General features: G+C 45.0%; 15 protein-coding genes. 4 read left to right on the forward strand and 11 right to left on the reverse strand.

Features of this window, described 5'->3' with window-relative positions:
• Window positions 1–13 precede the first annotated feature (13 nt).
• The 8 genes from QZW47_RS02430 to QZW47_RS02465 all read right to left on the reverse strand — a co-directional run bounded on the left by QZW47_RS02430 (window position 14) and on the right by QZW47_RS02465 (window position 7963).
• The gene (locus tag QZW47_RS02430) at window positions 14–1249 is read right to left on the reverse strand and encodes a hypothetical protein (RefSeq protein ID WP_293123243.1); all 1236 of its coding nucleotides are present in this window, start codon (window positions 1247–1249) and stop codon (window positions 14–16) included.
• 123 nt (window positions 1250–1372) lie between these two features.
• The gene (locus QZW47_RS02435; protein ID WP_366930789.1) at window positions 1373–1771 is read right to left on the reverse strand and encodes an HNH endonuclease; all 399 of its coding nucleotides are present in this window, start codon (window positions 1769–1771) and stop codon (window positions 1373–1375) included.
• A 133-nt stretch (window positions 1772–1904) separates the two neighbouring features.
• Window positions 1905–2531 (reverse strand): heme-copper oxidase subunit III, encoded by a 627-nt coding sequence (locus QZW47_RS02440; RefSeq protein ID WP_293123246.1) that lies wholly within the window; start codon window positions 2529–2531, stop codon window positions 1905–1907.
• A 236-nt stretch (window positions 2532–2767) separates the two neighbouring features.
• Window positions 2768–4576: a cytochrome c oxidase subunit I gene (gene ctaD / locus QZW47_RS02445; RefSeq protein ID WP_293123249.1), complete on the reverse strand. Its 1809-nt coding sequence runs from the start codon at window positions 4574–4576 to the stop codon at window positions 2768–2770.
• A 204-nt stretch (window positions 4577–4780) separates the two neighbouring features.
• Window positions 4781–5782, reverse strand: coding sequence for a cytochrome c oxidase subunit II (locus QZW47_RS02450; protein WP_293123253.1), 1002 nt, complete (start codon window positions 5780–5782; stop codon window positions 4781–4783).
• A 323-nt stretch (window positions 5783–6105) separates the two neighbouring features.
• Window positions 6106–6870: a class I SAM-dependent methyltransferase gene (locus QZW47_RS02455; protein WP_293123256.1), complete on the reverse strand. Its 765-nt coding sequence runs from the start codon at window positions 6868–6870 to the stop codon at window positions 6106–6108.
• Window positions 6871–7572: 702 nt separating this feature from the next.
• Window positions 7573–7797, reverse strand: coding sequence for a hypothetical protein (locus QZW47_RS02460; protein ID WP_293123259.1), 225 nt, complete (start codon window positions 7795–7797; stop codon window positions 7573–7575).
• Between the two features lie 19 nt (window positions 7798–7816).
• Complete coding sequence (locus QZW47_RS02465; protein WP_293123262.1) at window positions 7817–7963, reverse strand: hypothetical protein; 147 nt, start codon at window positions 7961–7963, stop codon at window positions 7817–7819.
• Window positions 7964–8063: 100 nt separating this feature from the next.
• Between QZW47_RS02465 and QZW47_RS02470 the strand changes: the two genes are divergently transcribed.
• Window positions 8064–8978, forward strand: a complete 915-nt coding sequence (locus QZW47_RS02470; RefSeq protein ID WP_293123265.1) for a LysR family transcriptional regulator — start codon at window positions 8064–8066, stop codon at window positions 8976–8978.
• 217 nt (window positions 8979–9195) lie between these two features.
• Here the strand turns inward: QZW47_RS02470 and QZW47_RS02475 are convergent, their stop codons facing one another.
• A complete protein-coding gene (locus QZW47_RS02475; protein WP_293123268.1) occupies window positions 9196–10230 on the reverse strand; it encodes an LD-carboxypeptidase in 1035 nt (344 codons plus the stop codon).
• Window positions 10231–10303: 73 nt separating this feature from the next.
• Between QZW47_RS02475 and QZW47_RS02480 the strand changes: the two genes are divergently transcribed.
• The 3 genes from QZW47_RS02480 (at window position 10304) to QZW47_RS02490 (ending at window position 15037) form a co-directional block, all read left to right on the forward strand.
• On the forward strand, window positions 10304–11737 hold the full coding sequence (locus tag QZW47_RS02480) for a carotenoid oxygenase family protein (RefSeq protein ID WP_293123271.1): 1434 nt from the start codon (window positions 10304–10306) through the stop codon (window positions 11735–11737).
• Window positions 11738–12264: 527 nt separating this feature from the next.
• The gene (locus QZW47_RS02485) at window positions 12265–13086 is read left to right on the forward strand and encodes an SDR family NAD(P)-dependent oxidoreductase (protein ID WP_293123274.1); all 822 of its coding nucleotides are present in this window, start codon (window positions 12265–12267) and stop codon (window positions 13084–13086) included.
• 196 nt (window positions 13087–13282) lie between these two features.
• On the forward strand, window positions 13283–15037 hold the full coding sequence (locus QZW47_RS02490) for an asparagine synthase-related protein (protein WP_293123277.1): 1755 nt from the start codon (window positions 13283–13285) through the stop codon (window positions 15035–15037).
• Window positions 15038–15236: 199 nt separating this feature from the next.
• Here QZW47_RS02490 and QZW47_RS02495 read toward each other — a convergent pair whose 3' ends face one another.
• Together QZW47_RS02495 and QZW47_RS02500 are read right to left on the reverse strand one after the other, a co-directional pair.
• Entirely contained in the window at window positions 15237–16529 is a 1293-nt protein-coding gene (locus tag QZW47_RS02495; protein ID WP_293123280.1) for a hypothetical protein, read from the reverse strand.
• Between the two features lie 16 nt (window positions 16530–16545).
• Window positions 16546–17775 carry a decarboxylase gene (locus tag QZW47_RS02500; protein ID WP_293123283.1) on the reverse strand — a complete coding sequence of 410 codons (1230 nt, stop codon included), beginning with the start codon at window positions 17773–17775 and terminating at the stop codon, window positions 16546–16548.
• Window positions 17776–17913 lie beyond the last annotated feature (138 nt).

Consider the following 17913-nt stretch of genomic DNA (forward strand, 5'->3'; position numbering starts at 1 on the left):
CAACACTTCTGGTTTAAGCAAATTCTTCCGCAAACAGCCGGCGGAGGATTTCGGTAACTTCGGCGGCGACTCTGGCGTCAAGTTCTATGGCTTTGCGATCGCCACTGCTGGAACCGTCTAAAACTTTTTGTGCCCGCAAAGTCATGGCTAAAGTTCTGAGTTTAGCAGGTTTTTGGGTCGCTTTCGGGCGATCGTCCACAAAGCGCACTAAAGCCACATAAACTGTTTCTATCGTTCCCCTCCTGGAACTGACTCCATAACCCAATTTTGAGATAATTACCGGAGAAGAGATGAGGCTATCCATACCCAAAGTTTTGATTGCTTCATCCGCGTATCGAGCGGTGTCATGTCCCATTGCTCTGACAATGGTTTCTAAGCTGCTCCACTGAGAGCCTTTGATGCGCGATCGCTGTTCGATATGGAAGTGCCATCCTAACATGGAAATCAGCCTGGTCAAGTCATAAGCCGATACAGAATTATTTTGTTCGAGGCTATTTTCGGCGGCAGTTAGCAGCACTTGTTTTTTGGTGAGATCGTATATTTTGGGATTGTCGAGATAAGGGATATCGCCGTAATCCCCGCGAAAAGTTAGGTCGTTATTGCCAGTAGTATTCTTCAGCCACTGCTCTATTCCGGCGCGAGTATCAAAGCGTTTGAACATCGCGGCTAAGGAGTTTGAAGTTGCTATATTTTCGGTATAGCTAATCATATTTTTTGCTAAATCGTAAAAATAAAGATCGTGTTTTTGCCCGTATCCATCTCTAACAACGCAGTTGTCAACGTCGCAGTCGGGATATTTGGTATTTAGTTGACTGACGATATTCAGGAGCGCGATAATTTTAGTGGCACTCCAAAACTCACCTTTGGTAAGTGCATTTTTCCCCAGCCACTGCGCCTGGATTTTGTCGCCTACAAAAGTGCCAATGCAAACGCAGGCTTGTTTGATGTCTTCGTGGAGAAAGTTTAAAGCTTGAGGGTAAATTTGAGGTAGTTCTCCGAGGCTGGGAAAGAAGCTAAGTTTGAGGGGATTATCGGCTGGGGGAATGTAGCTAATTACTTTGATACCGTCTGGTTTTTGTTTGAGATAATCGGGATAGTTTTTAATTTCTTTTTGGTAAGGGGAGTTTTGAATTCCCCGGTCTAAAAAGGCGAGTTTTTCCGAGTTAGCATTGGTATCTATTTGGGTTTGGAGGTAGTTTTTGAAGATGCGCGCTCGGTCTTTTGCGAGTTCTAGTGAGGTGAGGTTCATGTGAATTGTTACTAGCTTGTTGCGAATAATTAAATAACTATACCACAACAATAAAATTGGTTTGTAGTGAGGACTTTAGTCCGCAAAAAGAAGGACTAAAGTCCTCACTACGAACCTCTAGGACTAGATATCTGAGTGCGAGTTTTGCGAGCGGGCTTTTTTGCCGTGTACTTGAATGCGTTTGTCGGTTTTTTGTTTCTTAACCCAAGAGATAAATTTTTGGATTTGAGGGTCATTTTTGAGCTTTTCTAGGGTGTTGAGCTCTTGGGCGAGGTGTTTGTTGTCGAAGAGAGAGTGAATCTGGCGGTGACAAGCTGAACAAATGTCGATCGTCTGACTGGGATCTTCGTTTTTGCGCTTGGTGTTTTGTTTGGGGATGAGGTGGTGGGCGGTTAATGCTTCCATTTGTCGATCGCACAATTCGCACTGCATAATTTTCTCAATGCTGTTAGATGGGAGAATTGCTTCTTTTATTTTAGCGTAATTTAGGGCAGAGTTTGTAGTGAGGACTTTAGTCCGCATAAATTAGAGGACTAAAGTCCGAACGATCAAACTGTCGATCGCACTTCGCAGACAATAAAAAACCCCCAATGGGGGTCTTAATTTCAGGTAGGGCAGGCTTTTCAGCCTGCCCGCTAAGTAGAAAAGCCTACGCTCAAAGCACGTACAGCAGCAAAAACAAAACAATCCAAATCACATCGACAAAGTGCCAGTAAATCTCAGTTGCTTCGATGCCGAAGTGGTGTTCGCTAGAATAGTGACCTTCCGTGCGCGATCGCCAAACGACCCCAGCCATCAGGATTACACCAAACGTCACGTGCAAGCCGTGAAAAGCAGTCAAAACGTAAAAGCAACTGGCATACAAATTAGTCGTCAAGCCAAACTCTAAATGAGTGTATTCGTAAACTTGACCGAACAAGAAAACCGCGCCCATGGCGATAGTCACGAGCAACCAATTCCGCATACCCGCCGCATCATTCTTTTTGATGGCGGTATCTGCATTGTGAATCACAAAACTGCTAGCAATCAGAATTACTGTGTTAATTCCCGGTAGCAATAACTCGCGATCGGGCGTACCTTCGGGCGGCCACATCGGGGCCATCGCCCGATAAATCAAATACGCGGCAAACATACCCATAAATATCATACCTTCAGAGCCCAAGAACACAAGTATGCCTAGCATTCTGTGGTCGGGATGTTCTTCGCCGTGGGCTTCTACTTCGGCGCTGTGGTGGTAATTTAGCTCTGTTTTAGCTGGGTCGATCGCTGGAATTTGTTGCATAATAAATTGCTAGTTGGTAAGGGATGTTGAAGGAAGAAGGAAGAAGGAAGAAGGAAGAGGGAAGAAGGAAGAGGGAAGAAGGCTATAAAGACTTCACGAGCGGGTAAAAAGAGGGAAGAGGGAAGAGACAGAAAAAAATTATCCTTACATCGCTGCTGTGCAGTCAAAAGTCATTAGTCGAAAGTTCTAATATTGGAACAACTAATGACTAATGACTAATGACTAATGACTAATGACTAATTGCTATCTTGACGTTCATCAGCAGGAGAATCAACGTTGATCTCTGATTCAGGCTCGACCAAAGTTGCAGTACCGCTAAAGAAAGTGGAAGCTTGAGCCTCCGCAATCGGAATACCGCGTTTTTGACCACTGCTGGCGATCGCATTTTCCCTCAACATGAGCTTGAGACGTTCCCCAGTATTTTGAATTTTTTCCATGCCATAATCGTAAGGCCCTGTTGCCAATACGGGAATTCCTTCAAAATTTTCGATAGGCGGCGGCGAAGTCGTCATCCATTCCAAAGTCAAAGCTTCCCAAGGATTATCACCAGCTTTCGGGCCGTATCTCCAACTCCAAATCACGTTAACGATAAACGGGATTGTCGAGACTGCCAGCATATAAGCGCCGATCGTACAAATGACATTAATTGTCGTAAATTTCGGGTCATACATGGCAACTCGCCGGGGCATTCCTTGCATCCCCAAAGCGTGCATCGGCAAGAAAGTTACGGTGAAGCCAATATACGTTAATCCAAAGTGAACTCTACCCCAAAATTCATTGAGCATCCGCCCCGTCATTTTGGGGAACCAGTGGTAAAAAGCAGCGTAAATTCCAAACACTGAGCCGCCAAACAGCACGTAGTGTAAGTGAGCGACGATAAAATAAGTATCGTGAACGTGAATGTCGAAAGGTACGGAAGCTACCATGATCCCGGTGATGCCACCAAGCAGGAATGTTGAGATAAAACCCATCCCAAATAGCATCGCACTGACGAGTCGGAGTTTGCCTCCCCAAATAGTTGCCAACCAGCTAAATATTTTAATCCCAGTGGGTACGGCGATGATCATTGTAGTGATCATGAAAAACATCCGCAGCCACCCAGGTGTACCGCTGGTAAACATATGGTGCGCCCAGACGATCAAGCCTAAAAAGCTGATGGCGAGACTGGAATAGGCGATCGCCAAATAACCAAAAATTGGCTTGCGCGAATGTATCGGCAAAATTTCTGAAATCACCCCAAAAAAGGGCATGATCATAATGTAAACTGCCGGGTGCGAATAAAACCAGAATAAATGCTGGTAGACGACGGGATCGCCGTTACCAGTCGGGTTAAAAAATGCCGTTCCTGCTAACAAGTCAAAGGATAGCAAAATCAAGGCTGCTGCTAGCACTGGAGTAGCAACTAAAGTCAGCGCTGAAGTCGCAATCATTGCCCAGCAAAACAAAGGCATTTCATTGAGACTCATGCTCGGAACCCGCATCGTGAAGATGGTAACGGCAAAATTTACCGCCCCCAAAATCGAAGAAGTTCCGAGAAACAAAACGCTGAGAATCCAAATTTCTTCTCCCATTTGAGCAGTAACTAAGCTCAAAGGCGGATAGGAAGTCCAACCCGCTTGGGGAGCTCCGACCAAAAAACTGCTCAACAGCAACACGCCGGCTACGGGAATCATCCAAAAAGCCAGGGCATTGAGTCGGGGAAATGCCATGTCTTTTGCCCCAATCATCAGGGGAATCAAAAAGTTAGCAAATCCGGCACCGGCGGGGACAATCCATAGGAAAATCATCACCGTGGCGTGAACAGTAAATAAACTGTTATAGAGTTCGGGGGTGACAAAATCGGAGTCGGGGGTGGCGAGTTCGGTTCGCACTAGAGTTGCGAGCACTCCGCCGATTAGATAGAAACCAAAAGTTGTAACTAGGTATTGAATACCGATGACTTTGTGGTCAGTATTGAAAGTAAAGTAGTCTCGCCAATGTCTGTCGGCCGGCTCTGTTCCGCGAGCCTCTATGTTGGCGGTTTCTTGGAACTGTGCTTGTGTCATAACAACAATATAAAGGCTTCCTAGTTCGCCGTAAAAACTTCAATCCTATTTTGTACTAAGGACTTCAGTCCTTTCAATCCTCGGGAGCCGGACTAAAGTCCTTACTACGAATATTTTTGTAGTAATGATTTTAGTCATTCAAATCTTGGGGATCGAGACTAAAGTCCTTACTATGAACCTTTTAGATGAAGGTAGGGACTATTTTTAGTGATGAGTTGGGTGAAGTTGTTCTAGACTTTCGGGATTGATTTTTATGTCCCTGACGTAAGGAGCTAAAAATTCCCCATCTGACAACTTATCGGGATTGACTGCAACTGCTTCTTCTAGGTTTTGAGTGCTAGCAATTTGCTGTTCTTTGATCCAACTATCAAAATCTTCTTGCGTGTGAACGAATGCTACAGCTTTCATCGCTCCGTGATATGCGCCGCACAATTCAGCACAAACAACTCGGTATTCGCCGACTTTGTTTGGTGTAAATCTTAGTTCGCTTGTTCGCCCAGGAATTACATCTTGTTTGAGCCGAAATTCGGGTATCCAAAATGCGTGGAGCACGTCTTGAGCTCCAAGATTTAGCTGTACGTCGCTGTTGACTGGTATATGCAGTTCACCGGAACTAACGCCACTTTCTGGATAGGTAAAAATCCAGGCGTACTGCAAACCCATGATGTTTACAACTAAGTCTGCTGGTTTGCCTTCGTTTTCTGGGGCAGCACCTACGCCTAGGGCAATTTGTTTTTCTGGCTGAATTTGAGGGGCATTTTGTGGTGTATCTGACAGTGTGCCTGCGATCGCACTTCCGCGCATTTTAGCGTGCGATTGCATTGTACCGTGGTCGTGATTACCCATCGGATCGAGGCCACCCATTGAGTTGTAAATCTCAAAACTGTAGACTCCGATACCTAAAATAATCACCGCTGGTAGGGCTGTCCAAAGAATTTCTAAGGGAAAGTTATCATGCCAAGCCGGCCCATCGGTGTTGTCTCCCTCACGACGGCGATATTTAATTACAGCAACGAGCAGCACTCCGTGGACTAGGATAAATAATCCTACGCCAAGTGTCATCATTGTGTTGAATAGTCCGTCTATCTGGGATGCTTGAGCCGAGGCGGCGATCGGCATTAAACCATGATTCTGCCCGTACCAGAGACTGATTAGAGTCACTCCGATGCCGACAAGCATGGTGAGGATGGAACTTGGAATGTTCACGCTGGTACCTTCTAGTAGCGACACTTCTTCGCTGGAACAATTAAGGAAGCGCCTCTGGGTTGTCAATTTTTAATTGTAGATTGACATTTTGGCTCCAATCCCTATCTTAATGCTTACTTAAGGCTTATACCATTTTCGCTTTCTGATTTGAGATTTAAAGGTGGGGGGGTGACTTATCCTACAAGGGTTTGAAGCTTCTGGGCCAGTTGCATTCTTTGGGAAACTGGTATTAGTATTGTTGGGCGATCGCTCGATCGCATGAATACGGCTTATCAACCTTGACAAAAATAAAAAAAAATGGTAATAAATCACTTTTTTTACTACTAAATTTGAGATTTTTTCTCAAACACCATCAAATGCTGCTGAGGTAACATCTCTTTTGTCTCTTTCCATACTAAACCGACGGCGGCCATTTCTTTTTTTACCTGCTGCTGAGTCATTTTGTGTAAGCCTTTAATTGGAAGCAGGGGATTTTCGCCCCGATACTCGATCGATACGGTGCGGCCTCCCGGCTTGAGTGCTTTGACAATTCCTTGCATCATTTCTCTGGGATAGGCAAATTCGTGATAGGCATCCACCATCACAACTAAATCTACGCTGTTTTCCGGCAAATTCGGACTGTCAAGGCTTCCCAATACAGGCTCAACGTTAGCAATATTTTTTTCTTGTTTGTTCAACTCAATAAAATTGAGCATTTCCGGCTGCACGTCAACTGCAAAAACTTTTCCTTGTGGAACTAAGGGAGCGATCCGAAAGCTAAAATATCCGGTTCCGGCGCCAATATCTGCTACAATGTCGGTTGGTTTTAAATCGAGATTGTTGACTAATCGAGCTGATTTTTCTTCCATGCCGCGCGAGGGTCTTTCTAGCCAACCGGCACCTTGATATCCCATGACTTGGGCAATTTCTCTACCCATGTAAAATTTGCCTGTGCCGTCGGGATTGTGGACGGTTCGCTGCTGGTAAATTGGGTCTTTGTTGGTTGTGTCAGTTGCTTGTGCTGCTGTGCAACCGTTTTGCGATAATAGGCAAATTATTGTTAATATAATTGCGGTTAATGGTTTAATGATTTGGGCTATTTTTTTCACAAGATTTCGGATTTGGTATTTGAATGTTTGCTGGGGTTAAAACTATGATTTTACTCTCAAAATCGGCGATGGGTTGACTGCGTTGACGGTGACAGAATTAAGCAGGCTCGTTTGTGGTTGATAATCTGTGATTCGAGAATTTACAGGCTGGCAACCTCATTGAAACCGATATCTCACATAGTTGAGACAGATTTCTGGTAAAAAAGATGGGAGAGAGATTGTTAAACTGCCCATCAATGAAAAAGGTTGCCTACATCTTACCAAATTTGTTTGCAGAAATAAACAAAAAATCCTGAATACTTGAATATCTGACAGTTTTAGTTTTTCTGAGGCTAGCCCAGGTTCTGAGTTGGGGTTGGGTGGCTGGAACATTCTGCCTCGGAGTGAGATCGAATTTTTCAGCAGGCGGCGCGGGTTTAAATATTTATGTATTGTACCTGTTCTATATATGCCAATACGGTTTAGTTAAGAGATAACGACAGGAAAAATATATCCTCTTGTTTGCTTTGTTCCTCTCTTCGGACTATCTTAACCCAAGCGTATTGAGCTATATTTAATTTGTGTATTTTTAGCTAAGTAAATAGATCTGAGAAATAGTTTGAAAGATTACAAAAAAATGATAATTGTCAGTGACAGAACGCAGCGGTCAAACAAAATAATTTTAGGAATAGGGACTAAAGTTATCAACGTAGATGTCTAACGTTAGACTATTTTTGAGTAGCTTTGTCCAGTTTTTACGATCGCTATTTTGCTCAATTCCAATCCGGGCTGATGCCAATTGAGGCTGGGATTGAACTGGGGAACTCGTATCGTGTCCGATAACCGCAGGTGCGATCGGCATCGGGCGCGGGCCCGAAAGTCGGCAGCCTGAGAGGGAACTTTCGGGCGCACCGCAAACCATTTTTGTGATGGTAATAGACTAGACATGATGTCTGAGGGCAAAATCTTACAACCCGATCGATGGCAAAGCTTTACTGGAGGAGACTTTTGTGGGTTTGGTTTGAGCCGATCGAGCAACTGTAACTTGATTTGCGGGCAACCGCAGACTTGAGATAATGCCGATCGCAGTTAGCAGCGTTTTGATGGGAAACATCTTTTGTGTGAGCTCAGGTTTGATGATTTTGGTAGGATATATTCTCAAAATCAGCAAAAGTAGTTATTATTCACATCACTTGTGAATAATATGATTAAATATGGACAAGCTCAACGATCTCACTATGTTTGTCCGGTCTGCCCAAACCTTGAGTTTTTCTGAAGCGGCACGGCAGCTTGGAATGTCGCCATCGGCGGTCAGCAAATCGATTCAACGGCTAGAAGAACGGTTGGGGGTACGGCTGCTCAACCGCACGACGCGCAGGCTGTCATTGACGCAGGATGGAACAGCCTTTTTTGAGCGATCGCGCCAAATTTTGGAAGATATCGAAGAAGCAGAACTGGGGTTGATGCGATCGCAAACCACGCCCACCGGAGTGTTGCGGGTGGATCTGAGTGCCTCTCTAGGACGGATGCACATTATCCCGGCGTTACCGCGATTATTAGCGCAGTATCCGGATCTCAAGGTAGATGTGTCGCTGACGAATCGGATGGTCGATCCGATCGAAGAAGGACTAGATGCGGTGGTACGGGTGGGAACGGGGCGCGACAACAGCTCGATCGTGCAGCCCGTGGCTGTGGCCAAATTCATGGTTTGTGCTGCTCCGAGCTATCTCCAACGCTACGGAACTCCTGAAACCATCGCAGACTTGAAAGATCACAATTGCCTTGCTTTTATTTCAGCTTGGACGGGCAAAAGTTACGATTGGCAATTCCAGCAGGAAGGTGAAACAATTTTGCAACCGGTGCAGGGGAACCTTCGCCTGGACAGCGGTGAGGCGCTGTTGGAAACTGCGATCGCGGGGGCGGGCATCGTGCAGTTGTATAACTATATTGCAGCCAGGGCGATCGCCGATGGAAAACTGCAATCTATTCTGCAAAATTTTGCACCACCGGGTTTACCTATCTCAGTGGTTTATCCTGAAAAACGCCATCTTTCTGCTAAGGTTCGTGCCTTTGTGGAATTCGTGCAGGAACTCGGGACAGAGTTAAAGCACAAAGGGATTGTTGCGTGAATAAGTGATATCGTACCCGAGCGATGGCGATCGCAAGAACGGTTCGTAGTGCGGACGCCAGGACGCTTTCGGGGAGCGGACGCCAGGACGCACTACCGCAAGAACGGTTCGTAGTGCGGACTTCAGTCCGCTTTCGGGGAGCGGACGCCAGGACGCACTACAAACCAACACAACATAATTAAGTTGGTTGGTTTGTGGTTGGTGGGAGTTAAACAAATTATTTGACTGCGGGTTCTAAGAGTTTAATTGTACCGGAGTTGGCATCAATTTCTACTTTCAGCCCGATCGGCAAAGTGAACTTATCCCGAATGTGCCCTACCATTGAACCGTACCACGCGGGAATATTCAAGGGGCGAATGTGATCTGTCAAGACTTGAGCTAAGGTGAGGGATTCTTGGGGTTTTTCAGCCTCGCACTTGGTGCACTGTCCGAAAACGAAACCGGATATTTTATCGAGAATGCCCGCTAATTTGAGCTGCGTCAACATTCGATCGATGCGGTAAACCTCTTCGCTAACTTCTTCGACAAACAAAATACTGTTTTCCCACTCTGGCAAATAAGCTGAACCCAGCATTGTTGAGATTACTGATAAATTGCCACCGATTAGTTTTCCCCTAGCTGTGCCGCGCCGGATGGTTTCGACGGGCATAGTTTTGGAGTTTTGGAGAGTCACAGAACCTCCCTCAAACAAAACTTTTTTGACGTAATCTATTGTAAATGGACTCCAACTTGATACACCTAAAGGGCCGTGAAAAGTAACTATATTAGTTTGAGAATTAATTGCTAATAATAGGGCAGTAATATCGCTAAATCCCATGATAATTTTGGGATTATTGCGGATTGTATTGTAATCAAGCAGCGGCAAGATGCGAGCGCAGCCCCAGCCGCCCATCCCGGTAAAAATAGCTTGCACTGAGTCGTCGGCGAAGGCTGCGTTGACATCGGCGGCGCGATCGGCATCTTTGCCTGCTAGATAGCCGTAACGGTCATAAAAATGCTCTCCTATCTTAACTTTCAAGCCTAGGTTATCTAGGACTTTAAAGAATTGCTGTACTTCTTTTGCGTAGTTGAAGGCGGCGGGATTGATTAAGGCGACTGTATCGCCGACTTTGAGGCGGGGAGGTGCGATCGCACTTTTGGAAAATAGGTTGTTTTGGGCGATCCTCTTCAAGGGCTTCGCTAACGGCAAAAGCTGAGTACCAATAGCAGTCAGCCCAAAAGTTCTCAGCAGATAGCGGCGCGGGAGACTCATATATGTTAAGTGATTTGTGGTATAATTGTATAATAAAACTTCCGCTACATTAACTCAAAATTGCCAGTTTCCAATGAAAACAGCCAGTAAAATCTCAGCTAAAAAATCCTGGGCTCAAGCTTTAGCCACTCCTGCTGCGGAATTTCCGCTAACTCAGCTATCGGTTAAAACTGGTCAAATTCCAGACGGATTGCGCGGCACTCTCTACCGCAACGGGCCCGCACGTTTGGAACGTGGCGGCATAAATGCGGGACACTGGTTTGACGGCGATGGTGCAATTTTGGCTGTGAATTTTACCGATGTTGGTGCTACCGCCGTTTATCGCTACGTGCAAACAGCGGGATATCAAGCTGAGGAAAAAGCTAATAAATTTCTATACACTAATTACGGCATGACTGCGCCGGGCCCTGCTTTGTTACGGTGGACTAAAAAAGTTAAGAATGCTGCTAATACTTCTGTTTTAGCTTTGCCCGATCGCCTTTTGGCACTGTGGGAAGGTGGCGCGCCTCATAGCCTGGACTTACAAACTCTGGAAACTCAGGGAATTGACAATTTAGGCAATTCAAATAGTAAATTTTCTTATTCTGCTCATTGCAAGCGCGACCCGATTACTGGGAATATTTTTAACTTTGGAATTACCCCAGGCTTGAGTACAAAGTTGAATGTTTATCAAAGCGATTTTACAGGCAAAATTGTTAACAAAGCAATAGTTGCTTTAGATGGCATTCCGCTGTTGCATGATTTTGTACTTGCTGGCAAATATCTGATATTTTTTGTGCCACCAGTGCGACTAAATATAGCGCCAGTCTTAGCAGGAATTGGCAGTTATGGCGACTCATTTGAGTGGAAACCGGAGTTAGGAACTCAGATATTAGTTTTTGACTCGGAAACTCTTTCTTTAGTTAGTCGCGGCGAAACCGATGCTTGGTTTCAGTGGCATTTTGCTAATGGTTTTGTCACCGAAGATGGTGAGGTAGCCGTTGATTTTGTGCGCTATGCGGACTTAAAAACTAATCAGCGACTTAAGGAAGTGGCGACAGGTGAAACTTGCACCGATGCGGAGGGTACTCTTTGCCGAGTGCATCTCAATGCTGTAACTGGAAAAGTGACAGGAATAGAAGAATTGTTGGATAAAGCTTGCGAGTTTCCGATTGTACCTGCTTCAGAAATTGGCCAAGACTCGCGGTATATCTATTTGGCAATGTATCGCGCTGACGTTGATATTGTAGCAGAACGTTACGGGGCGATCGCCCGTTTGGACACGAAAACCCGCAATCTCACAATTGCCGACTGCGGCGAAAATCGCTATCCCGCAGAGCCCATATACGTTCCAGATATTTCGTCCGAGAAAGGTTGGATTTTGACTGTTGTTTACGACGGCAATTCTGATAAAAGCGAAGTCTGGATATTTGACAGCGATGGACTTTCTAGCCCGCCTATTTGTACGTTAGAATTGCCTGGTGTCATACCTTTGGGCTTTCACGGTACTTGGAAATCGGCTGTGTGAGAAGATTGTAAATAAGTGTTGCGGAAGATTTATTAAAAATTGTTGCGGCTTATCGATCCCGTTGTTACTGTGTGTATGGAGACGAAAAACTCATATCTAGGAGGTATGGAATTTATGCTCTACATTGTTGAAAAATCCCGGCGAATTCTGGTGAATCCCTGGCGAATATCCTCGGCGAATGAATTCGCGGCTACACAACCAAAGTCTGCCTCCGCAGACTGAAGATACAACAATCCAGGCGAATGAATTCGCGATTGTACCAATAAAGTCCGCACAATGCGAGACTTAAGAAAGAGAGAAATTCAGCCAAAGTCGGTATAATTTCTCACCTTGTTCTCCCATCTCAGGTTTGTCTGCTTGAATGAGGTTGACTTACCAGATTCCTGATAAATTTCTGGCGAATCAAAGTTTAGTTCAACTCACGTGTACGTTGGCGATTCAAAAGTTTTGAGTTAACTCCACAAAATTCATAACTCACAACTTATAACTCCGTGCACGGTGAGATTCAAATCCAAAGGGTTTAATCTATGCAGCTTCAAGGAAAAACAGCTCTTGTTACAGGTGCTTCGCGTGGTATTGGGCGATCGATCGCCTTGGAATTAGCACGCCAAGGAATCAAACGCTTGCTGATTGTAGCACGCAACCGCCACCAGTTGATCGAATTGGCTGAGGAAATCGATGTTTTTGGTACAGAAGTAGTGCCGTTAGCGTTGGATTTAACTCAGTCAGTGGCGGTGAATATTGCGATCGCCCAAGCTTGGCGAGATAACGGCCCAATTCACCTGCTAGTCAACTGTGCGGGCGTTGCACACCAAGCATCTTTCTTGCGTTCCCCGCTACCGTTAATTGAGGAAGAAATCGCCTTGAATTTGCTTGGAACTTACACAATTACCCGCTTAATAGCGAGGCGAATGGCGGCTCAAAAAGACGGAACAATCGTCAATGTTTCGAGCTTAATGGGCAAAATAGCTGCTCCCACAATGGCAACTTATTCTGCTACCAAATTCGCCATTTTGGGATTCACCCAAGCTTTGCGTAGTGAGTTAACTCAGTACAATGTTCGAGTCACAGCTTTGCTACCATCTCTGACAGATACCGACATGGTGCGAGACTTGCAGCAATTCCGCTGGGTAGTACCGACAACTCCCGAAAAAGTTGCTCTCGCCCTTGTCGCGGGTTTGCACAAAGATGCGCCGGAAATATTGGTAGGATCTCAAAGTCATTTAGCAGTTTGGTGTCACAGAATTGCGCCTTGGTTGCTAGATTTTGTGTTGCGGATGGCTACTCCACAGCTTGCAGAGAAGTCGCGCGATCGCAAATTAGGGGAGGCGTTGGCTAGCGGGCGATAAACTTTTCTAGGTTCGTAGTGAGGACTTTAGTCCGCATTCATAAGGACTAAAGTCCTCACTACAAACCTGCGAATAGAATTCGCAGAGTTTACGGGCACACAAACAATGTCCGCCTTCGCAGACTAAGAAAGAAGGCGAATAATTGCACATTTTTGGTAAGATTGATATTATTTGGAATAATATTAAGCTCGCAAAAATGAACAAAATAAAATCATTTCTGAATTACAATGGTAGCCAAAAACAAAAAATATCAGTTCCTCCAAATCCTCTGGTTGAATTTGCCTCAAGTTGGCGGATAGCTTGGGGAAAAATAGATGCAATCGCAGATGATGCAGCGTGGCGAGAAAATCAACTTGCGATTATTTGCTCTAATCCTAATGTTCAGATAGTTGTCAGCCCCTCAGAAAAATTTGTGATTGTTGGCGATATTTGGCTGAGTAACCGATCGCAATTACTGGAAAAATTGGGCATTTCTGCGAGTAGTTGGCAAGGGTGCGATCGCCAATTAATCGCTCAACTGTGGGAATGCTGGGGCGCTGAATGCTTGCCGCTGCTGGCGGGTATGTTTGCGTTTGCGGTTTGGGATAGGGAATTGCAGGTTTTGCGGCTGGCGCGCGATCGCACGGGTGCGCGTACTCTCTACTACACTACTGTTGGCGAGACTCGCTGGATTGCGCCTCAACTGCGGGCGATCGCAAAATACCACTCAAGGGCGATCGACCTCGTAGCCCTGCGAGATTACCTCTGTTGTTCGTTCGTTCCGGGCGATCGTACCCTGTGGCAACAAGTCCGAGAACTGCGCCCAGGAAGCGTTTTAAGCTTGCCTGATGAGACAATTTCGGCCTACTGGGAACTGCGAGAACAAGTTGTTGAAGCTGAACAATCTTTAGAATGGCACGGCGCGAGATTGCGCTCTCTTTTAGATGAAATCGTCCGAGAATATTTGCCAACAAATCAACCTGTAGGCGTGTTTCTTTCCGGCGGGTTAGATTCTAGCTGTATCGCCGCCTTAGCTGCTCAATTTTGCGATCGGGCAATTCACACTTACTCAATTCATTTTGGCGAAGAATGCGCCAACGAATTAGAGTTTTCCAGTTTAGTCGCCGAACATTGCCAAACTGAACACCACATTTTAGAAATTAGCTTTCGGGATATGTGGGAAAAGTTACCAGAGACTATAGGTTACTTAGACGATCCGATCGGCGATCCGCTAACAGTGCCAAACTTGTTATTAGGAAGAATGGCGCGGGAATCCGTCGAAGTAATTCTGAACGGCGAAGGCGGCGATCCCTGTTTTGGCGGGCCAAAAAATCAACCAATGTTAATGAATAGCTTGTACAATTCTGTCACTAATTTGGATGCGCTACCAGCATATTTGCTGTCATTTCAAAAGTGCGCCGCAGATTTGCCTCAACTGTTAAAACCGGAAATTTGGGCTGCGATGCAAACAGAACCTTCGGTATTTAGTGCAGATTTGAATGCTAGCGGCAATTATCTGAATCGATTAATGGCATTAAATATCAAATTTAAGGGTGCAGACCAGATTTTGACCAAAGTAAACAACTTGACTCAAGCTGCGGGCTTGCACGGGCGATCGCCCCTGTTTGACCAGCGAATTGTTGATTTGAGCATGACAATTCCGCCGGAGTACAAACTATCGGGAGTTGTGGAAAAAGCTGTATTAAAAGAAGCGGTGGCAAATTTGTTGCCGGCTCAAATTTTGGACAGGCCCAAAAGCGGAATGCTGGTTCCGGTACAGTTGGGATTTAAGAAATTTTGGCATCGGGAGGCTAGGCGTTTGTTGCTGTCGAAAAGAGCGGCTATTGCTCCTTATTTTAATCAATCTTTAATTGCTCAATGGTTAGATTATGAAGGAGATACTTGGGGGCGTTACGGCGTTAAGTTGTGGCTGTTGACGAGTTTAGAACTTTGGCTGCAAGGTAATAAGTAATATCTTTTCAGCAAAAGACTGGGCGATTGAAATCGCATCTACAGAAACAAAACCCGCCTCCGCGGGTTGAAGAATGAGCGGTGAAGATTATATTATGCTCTCTTTGTCCGCGGAGGCGGACATTGTTTGTGTAGACGCGGTTTCAACCGCCGTATCATCTTCGTTTTTGTAAACCTGGTTTCAACCATACGTCCCATCTTCAACCAAAACTATCAACAACATAGATAGAACTTTCCGTACCACCTAGCAGAATTAAACTACTATCATCGCTACCCAAATCTCGACTCCCAGCAATTCCTCGATTCAGAATCTGAATCAATTTTTGAGGACTAAACGACTCCAGTTCCACATAATTACCTAATTCCAACCATTTCAATTCATCAGAAAATAAATCTTGGCGAATCTCTGCTGGTAATTGTGCAGCATCTTGTGCATTTTGCTTGGAACTTAAAACAAACATATTATCGCCACCTGCAATAATTTGCCTTGGTAACAATCCGATATCAATAATTATCGCGCTGTTATCTGGGAACCAATTAGGACTCGTGCGTAGCTGGTTAACTAAACCAAGTCCTTTGGGACTGCAATCATGCAAAGCGTACACTTTTAAGTCGGGATTGCGGCGCAGCATTTCCATAGTTGTGTCGAAGATACTTTGAGGATATCCGGTAACACAGAGGATTGCACAGTTGTTTTCAAAGTGAAAATTGTTGGTGATTAAAAATTGGGCAATTTCCGGGCGATCGCACACAACCAATCTATCAAAACTGTAAGCGCTGACATCGGGACTGACGGCGGCATTTTCATTTGTATCGCGGGGATCTGGCAACAGTTTAGTCAACGAGTTAATTTCTTTCCAAGTCTTAATCCAATCTTGAAACTGGTTTGAGTCAATAGTAAATTCTTGACTTTTTGCAGGTTGATTTTCAATTTTTCTGGTTCCCAAGTAGATAGCTAATATTCCGAGGCCACAACTCACCAAAAATAGCAGAAATGAACTTGATAACAGACTAATACCGATTCCGCAAACCAAAACTATTTTTCCCCAATTTTGCAAAGTCTCGGCAAAAATCTGGCGGTGTTTGTACAGATGTTTTGCAGAACGGCTCGCAACAAAAGTCTTCCATACCAATAAACTGTTTATTGCCAACATTACGAAAATAAATATCTCTTTCAATACCAATGCCCAGAGAGCAGCCAAGAAACCAAATGGTATATTAATCATTATGTATCCTTGAACTGTGTGTAAAAAATCAACATTTTTTAACTTCCATCGCTGGTCTAAAAAGTAAAATAACTGTCGGGGAGTAAAAAACAGCGTATCGTTAACAGAAATATTAGCGATCGCCTTGGCAAACATTGGGTCAGTGATTTTGACACCAGTCATCGCAGTCGGCTCAAAAGCAAACTGATGGCGACACTTGAAACAGCGACCGCCCCAGGCTGTGCGCTCTTTTAACTTATTGTCAGTTTGGCAGTTAATGCACTTCATAAAAAGCTCCTATTGATTATTCAAAAACTTGATTTGCTAACAAAATACTGTAATCTTCTCTGTGGCGAATTAGCCGATGCCCGCCATTTTCCAACAGCACTTCCGCAGGTTTGGGGCGGTGCAAAAAGTGCGACGACATCGCATAACCATAAGCTCCCACATCTAAAATACCAATAATTTCTCCAACTGTCAAAGCCGGAAGTTGACAGTTTTTCCCCAAATAATCCCGCGAATAAGTGGTATTCCCACAAACATCGGTAAGATGTAAAGCATCCCGGGAATTCCAAGTACAAATCTCTCGATAACCGCCATGAACCGATGGTACTGACAGATTGGCTACAGTCGTATCTACACCAACAATTTGTTTTGCTTCCTGCCATTTTGTGGAGACAACTTGAGCGAGCAAAGTAGCACATCCCGCTATGGCGGCTCTTCCTGGTTCAATTATTAAGTCAATGGCGCGGTCTAGTTGACTAATTTTGCTGGTTAATTCCGCTCCAAATAGCTCCCAGTCAAAGGCTGTACCGCCGTGGTAAGGATAGCCAAAGCCACCACCAAAATCGAGATATTCCCAATCTGGCAATTGCTGGGCTGTGGCAATTATTGTATCAATTACTTGAGTAAAGGCTGCGGTGGAATTAGTGCCGGTTCCGCGATAGAAATGCAAGCCGCTGAGCTTTAATCCGGCTGTTTTGGCGATCGCAATTGCTTCAGTCAATTCGGGCGATCGCACTCCAATGCGACTTTCCCCCGTTAATTCGGGCAAATTCAGCCTCAAACCCATACTGGGCGGTTCTAAAGCCTGTTGGTTTTCCCCCAGAGATTGGTACACTTCGCAGCACAACTGCAATTGAGCGAGACTGTCGAAATTCAGAGTTTTGATACCCCATTTGAGAACTTGTTCCATCTCATCTCGGTGCAGATTGCTGCCACTATAAACAATATTTTTGGGTGCGAAACCTGCCTTGATTCCTAAATAAATGTCTCCCGGTGTATTGGCGTGTAATCCCCACCCGCTATCCCGAAAAATTTGCAGCAGGGCGATGCTACCGTTGGTGACGCTGGCAAAACAAAATTGAGTTCGTGGATAGTCAATAGCCTTGGTAATCCGGGCAATAGTTCGGCGCAAAATGTCGCTTTGATAAACATATAGTGGCGAACCATAGGTAGCTAATAACTCTTGGGCTAGGGCAAGAGTGAAAGGTGGTTCTTTGAGAGTTGATTTGCGATTTGTAATTGTTGGCATTATGGTAAATTAGGTGTTTGTTTAATCAAGTCAGTTAACGCTGTTTATTGCCCGGAGATCCCCCTAAATCCCCCTTAAGAAGGGGGACTTTGAGAGTCTTTCTCCCCTCTTTTTAAGCTACCATGTACACACATCTCT

This window comes from Microcoleus sp. bin38.metabat.b11b12b14.051 (assembly GCF_013299165.1).
Lineage (GTDB): Bacteria > Cyanobacteriota > Cyanobacteriia > Cyanobacteriales > Microcoleaceae > Microcoleus.

Excerpts from the sequence above, each read along its gene's own strand:
- QZW47_RS02430 (WP_293123243.1), bottom strand. The coding sequence starts at position 1,249 with ATGAACCTCACCTCACTAGAACTCGCAAAAGACCGAGCGCGCATCTTC.
- QZW47_RS02435 (WP_366930789.1), bottom strand. The coding sequence starts at position 1,771 with ATGCGGACTAAAGTCCTCACTACAAACTCTGCCCTAAATTACGCTAAA.
- QZW47_RS02440 (WP_293123246.1), bottom strand. The coding sequence starts at position 2,531 with ATGCAACAAATTCCAGCGATCGACCCAGCTAAAACAGAGCTAAATTAC.
- ctaD (WP_293123249.1), bottom strand. The coding sequence starts at position 4,576 with ATGACACAAGCACAGTTCCAAGAAACCGCCAACATAGAGGCTCGCGGA.
- QZW47_RS02460 (WP_293123259.1), bottom strand. The coding sequence starts at position 7,797 with ATGTCTAGTCTATTACCATCACAAAAATGGTTTGCGGTGCGCCCGAAA.
- QZW47_RS02465 (WP_293123262.1), bottom strand. The coding sequence starts at position 7,963 with ATGTTTCCCATCAAAACGCTGCTAACTGCGATCGGCATTATCTCAAGT.
- QZW47_RS02470 (WP_293123265.1), top strand. The coding sequence starts at position 8,064 with ATGGACAAGCTCAACGATCTCACTATGTTTGTCCGGTCTGCCCAAACC.
- QZW47_RS02475 (WP_293123268.1), bottom strand. The coding sequence starts at position 10,230 with ATGAGTCTCCCGCGCCGCTATCTGCTGAGAACTTTTGGGCTGACTGCT.
- QZW47_RS02480 (WP_293123271.1), top strand. The coding sequence starts at position 10,304 with ATGAAAACAGCCAGTAAAATCTCAGCTAAAAAATCCTGGGCTCAAGCT.
- QZW47_RS02485 (WP_293123274.1), top strand. The coding sequence starts at position 12,265 with ATGCAGCTTCAAGGAAAAACAGCTCTTGTTACAGGTGCTTCGCGTGGT.
- QZW47_RS02490 (WP_293123277.1), top strand. The coding sequence starts at position 13,283 with ATGAACAAAATAAAATCATTTCTGAATTACAATGGTAGCCAAAAACAA.
- QZW47_RS02495 (WP_293123280.1), bottom strand. The coding sequence starts at position 16,529 with ATGAAGTGCATTAACTGCCAAACTGACAATAAGTTAAAAGAGCGCACA.
- QZW47_RS02500 (WP_293123283.1), bottom strand. The coding sequence starts at position 17,775 with ATGCCAACAATTACAAATCGCAAATCAACTCTCAAAGAACCACCTTTC.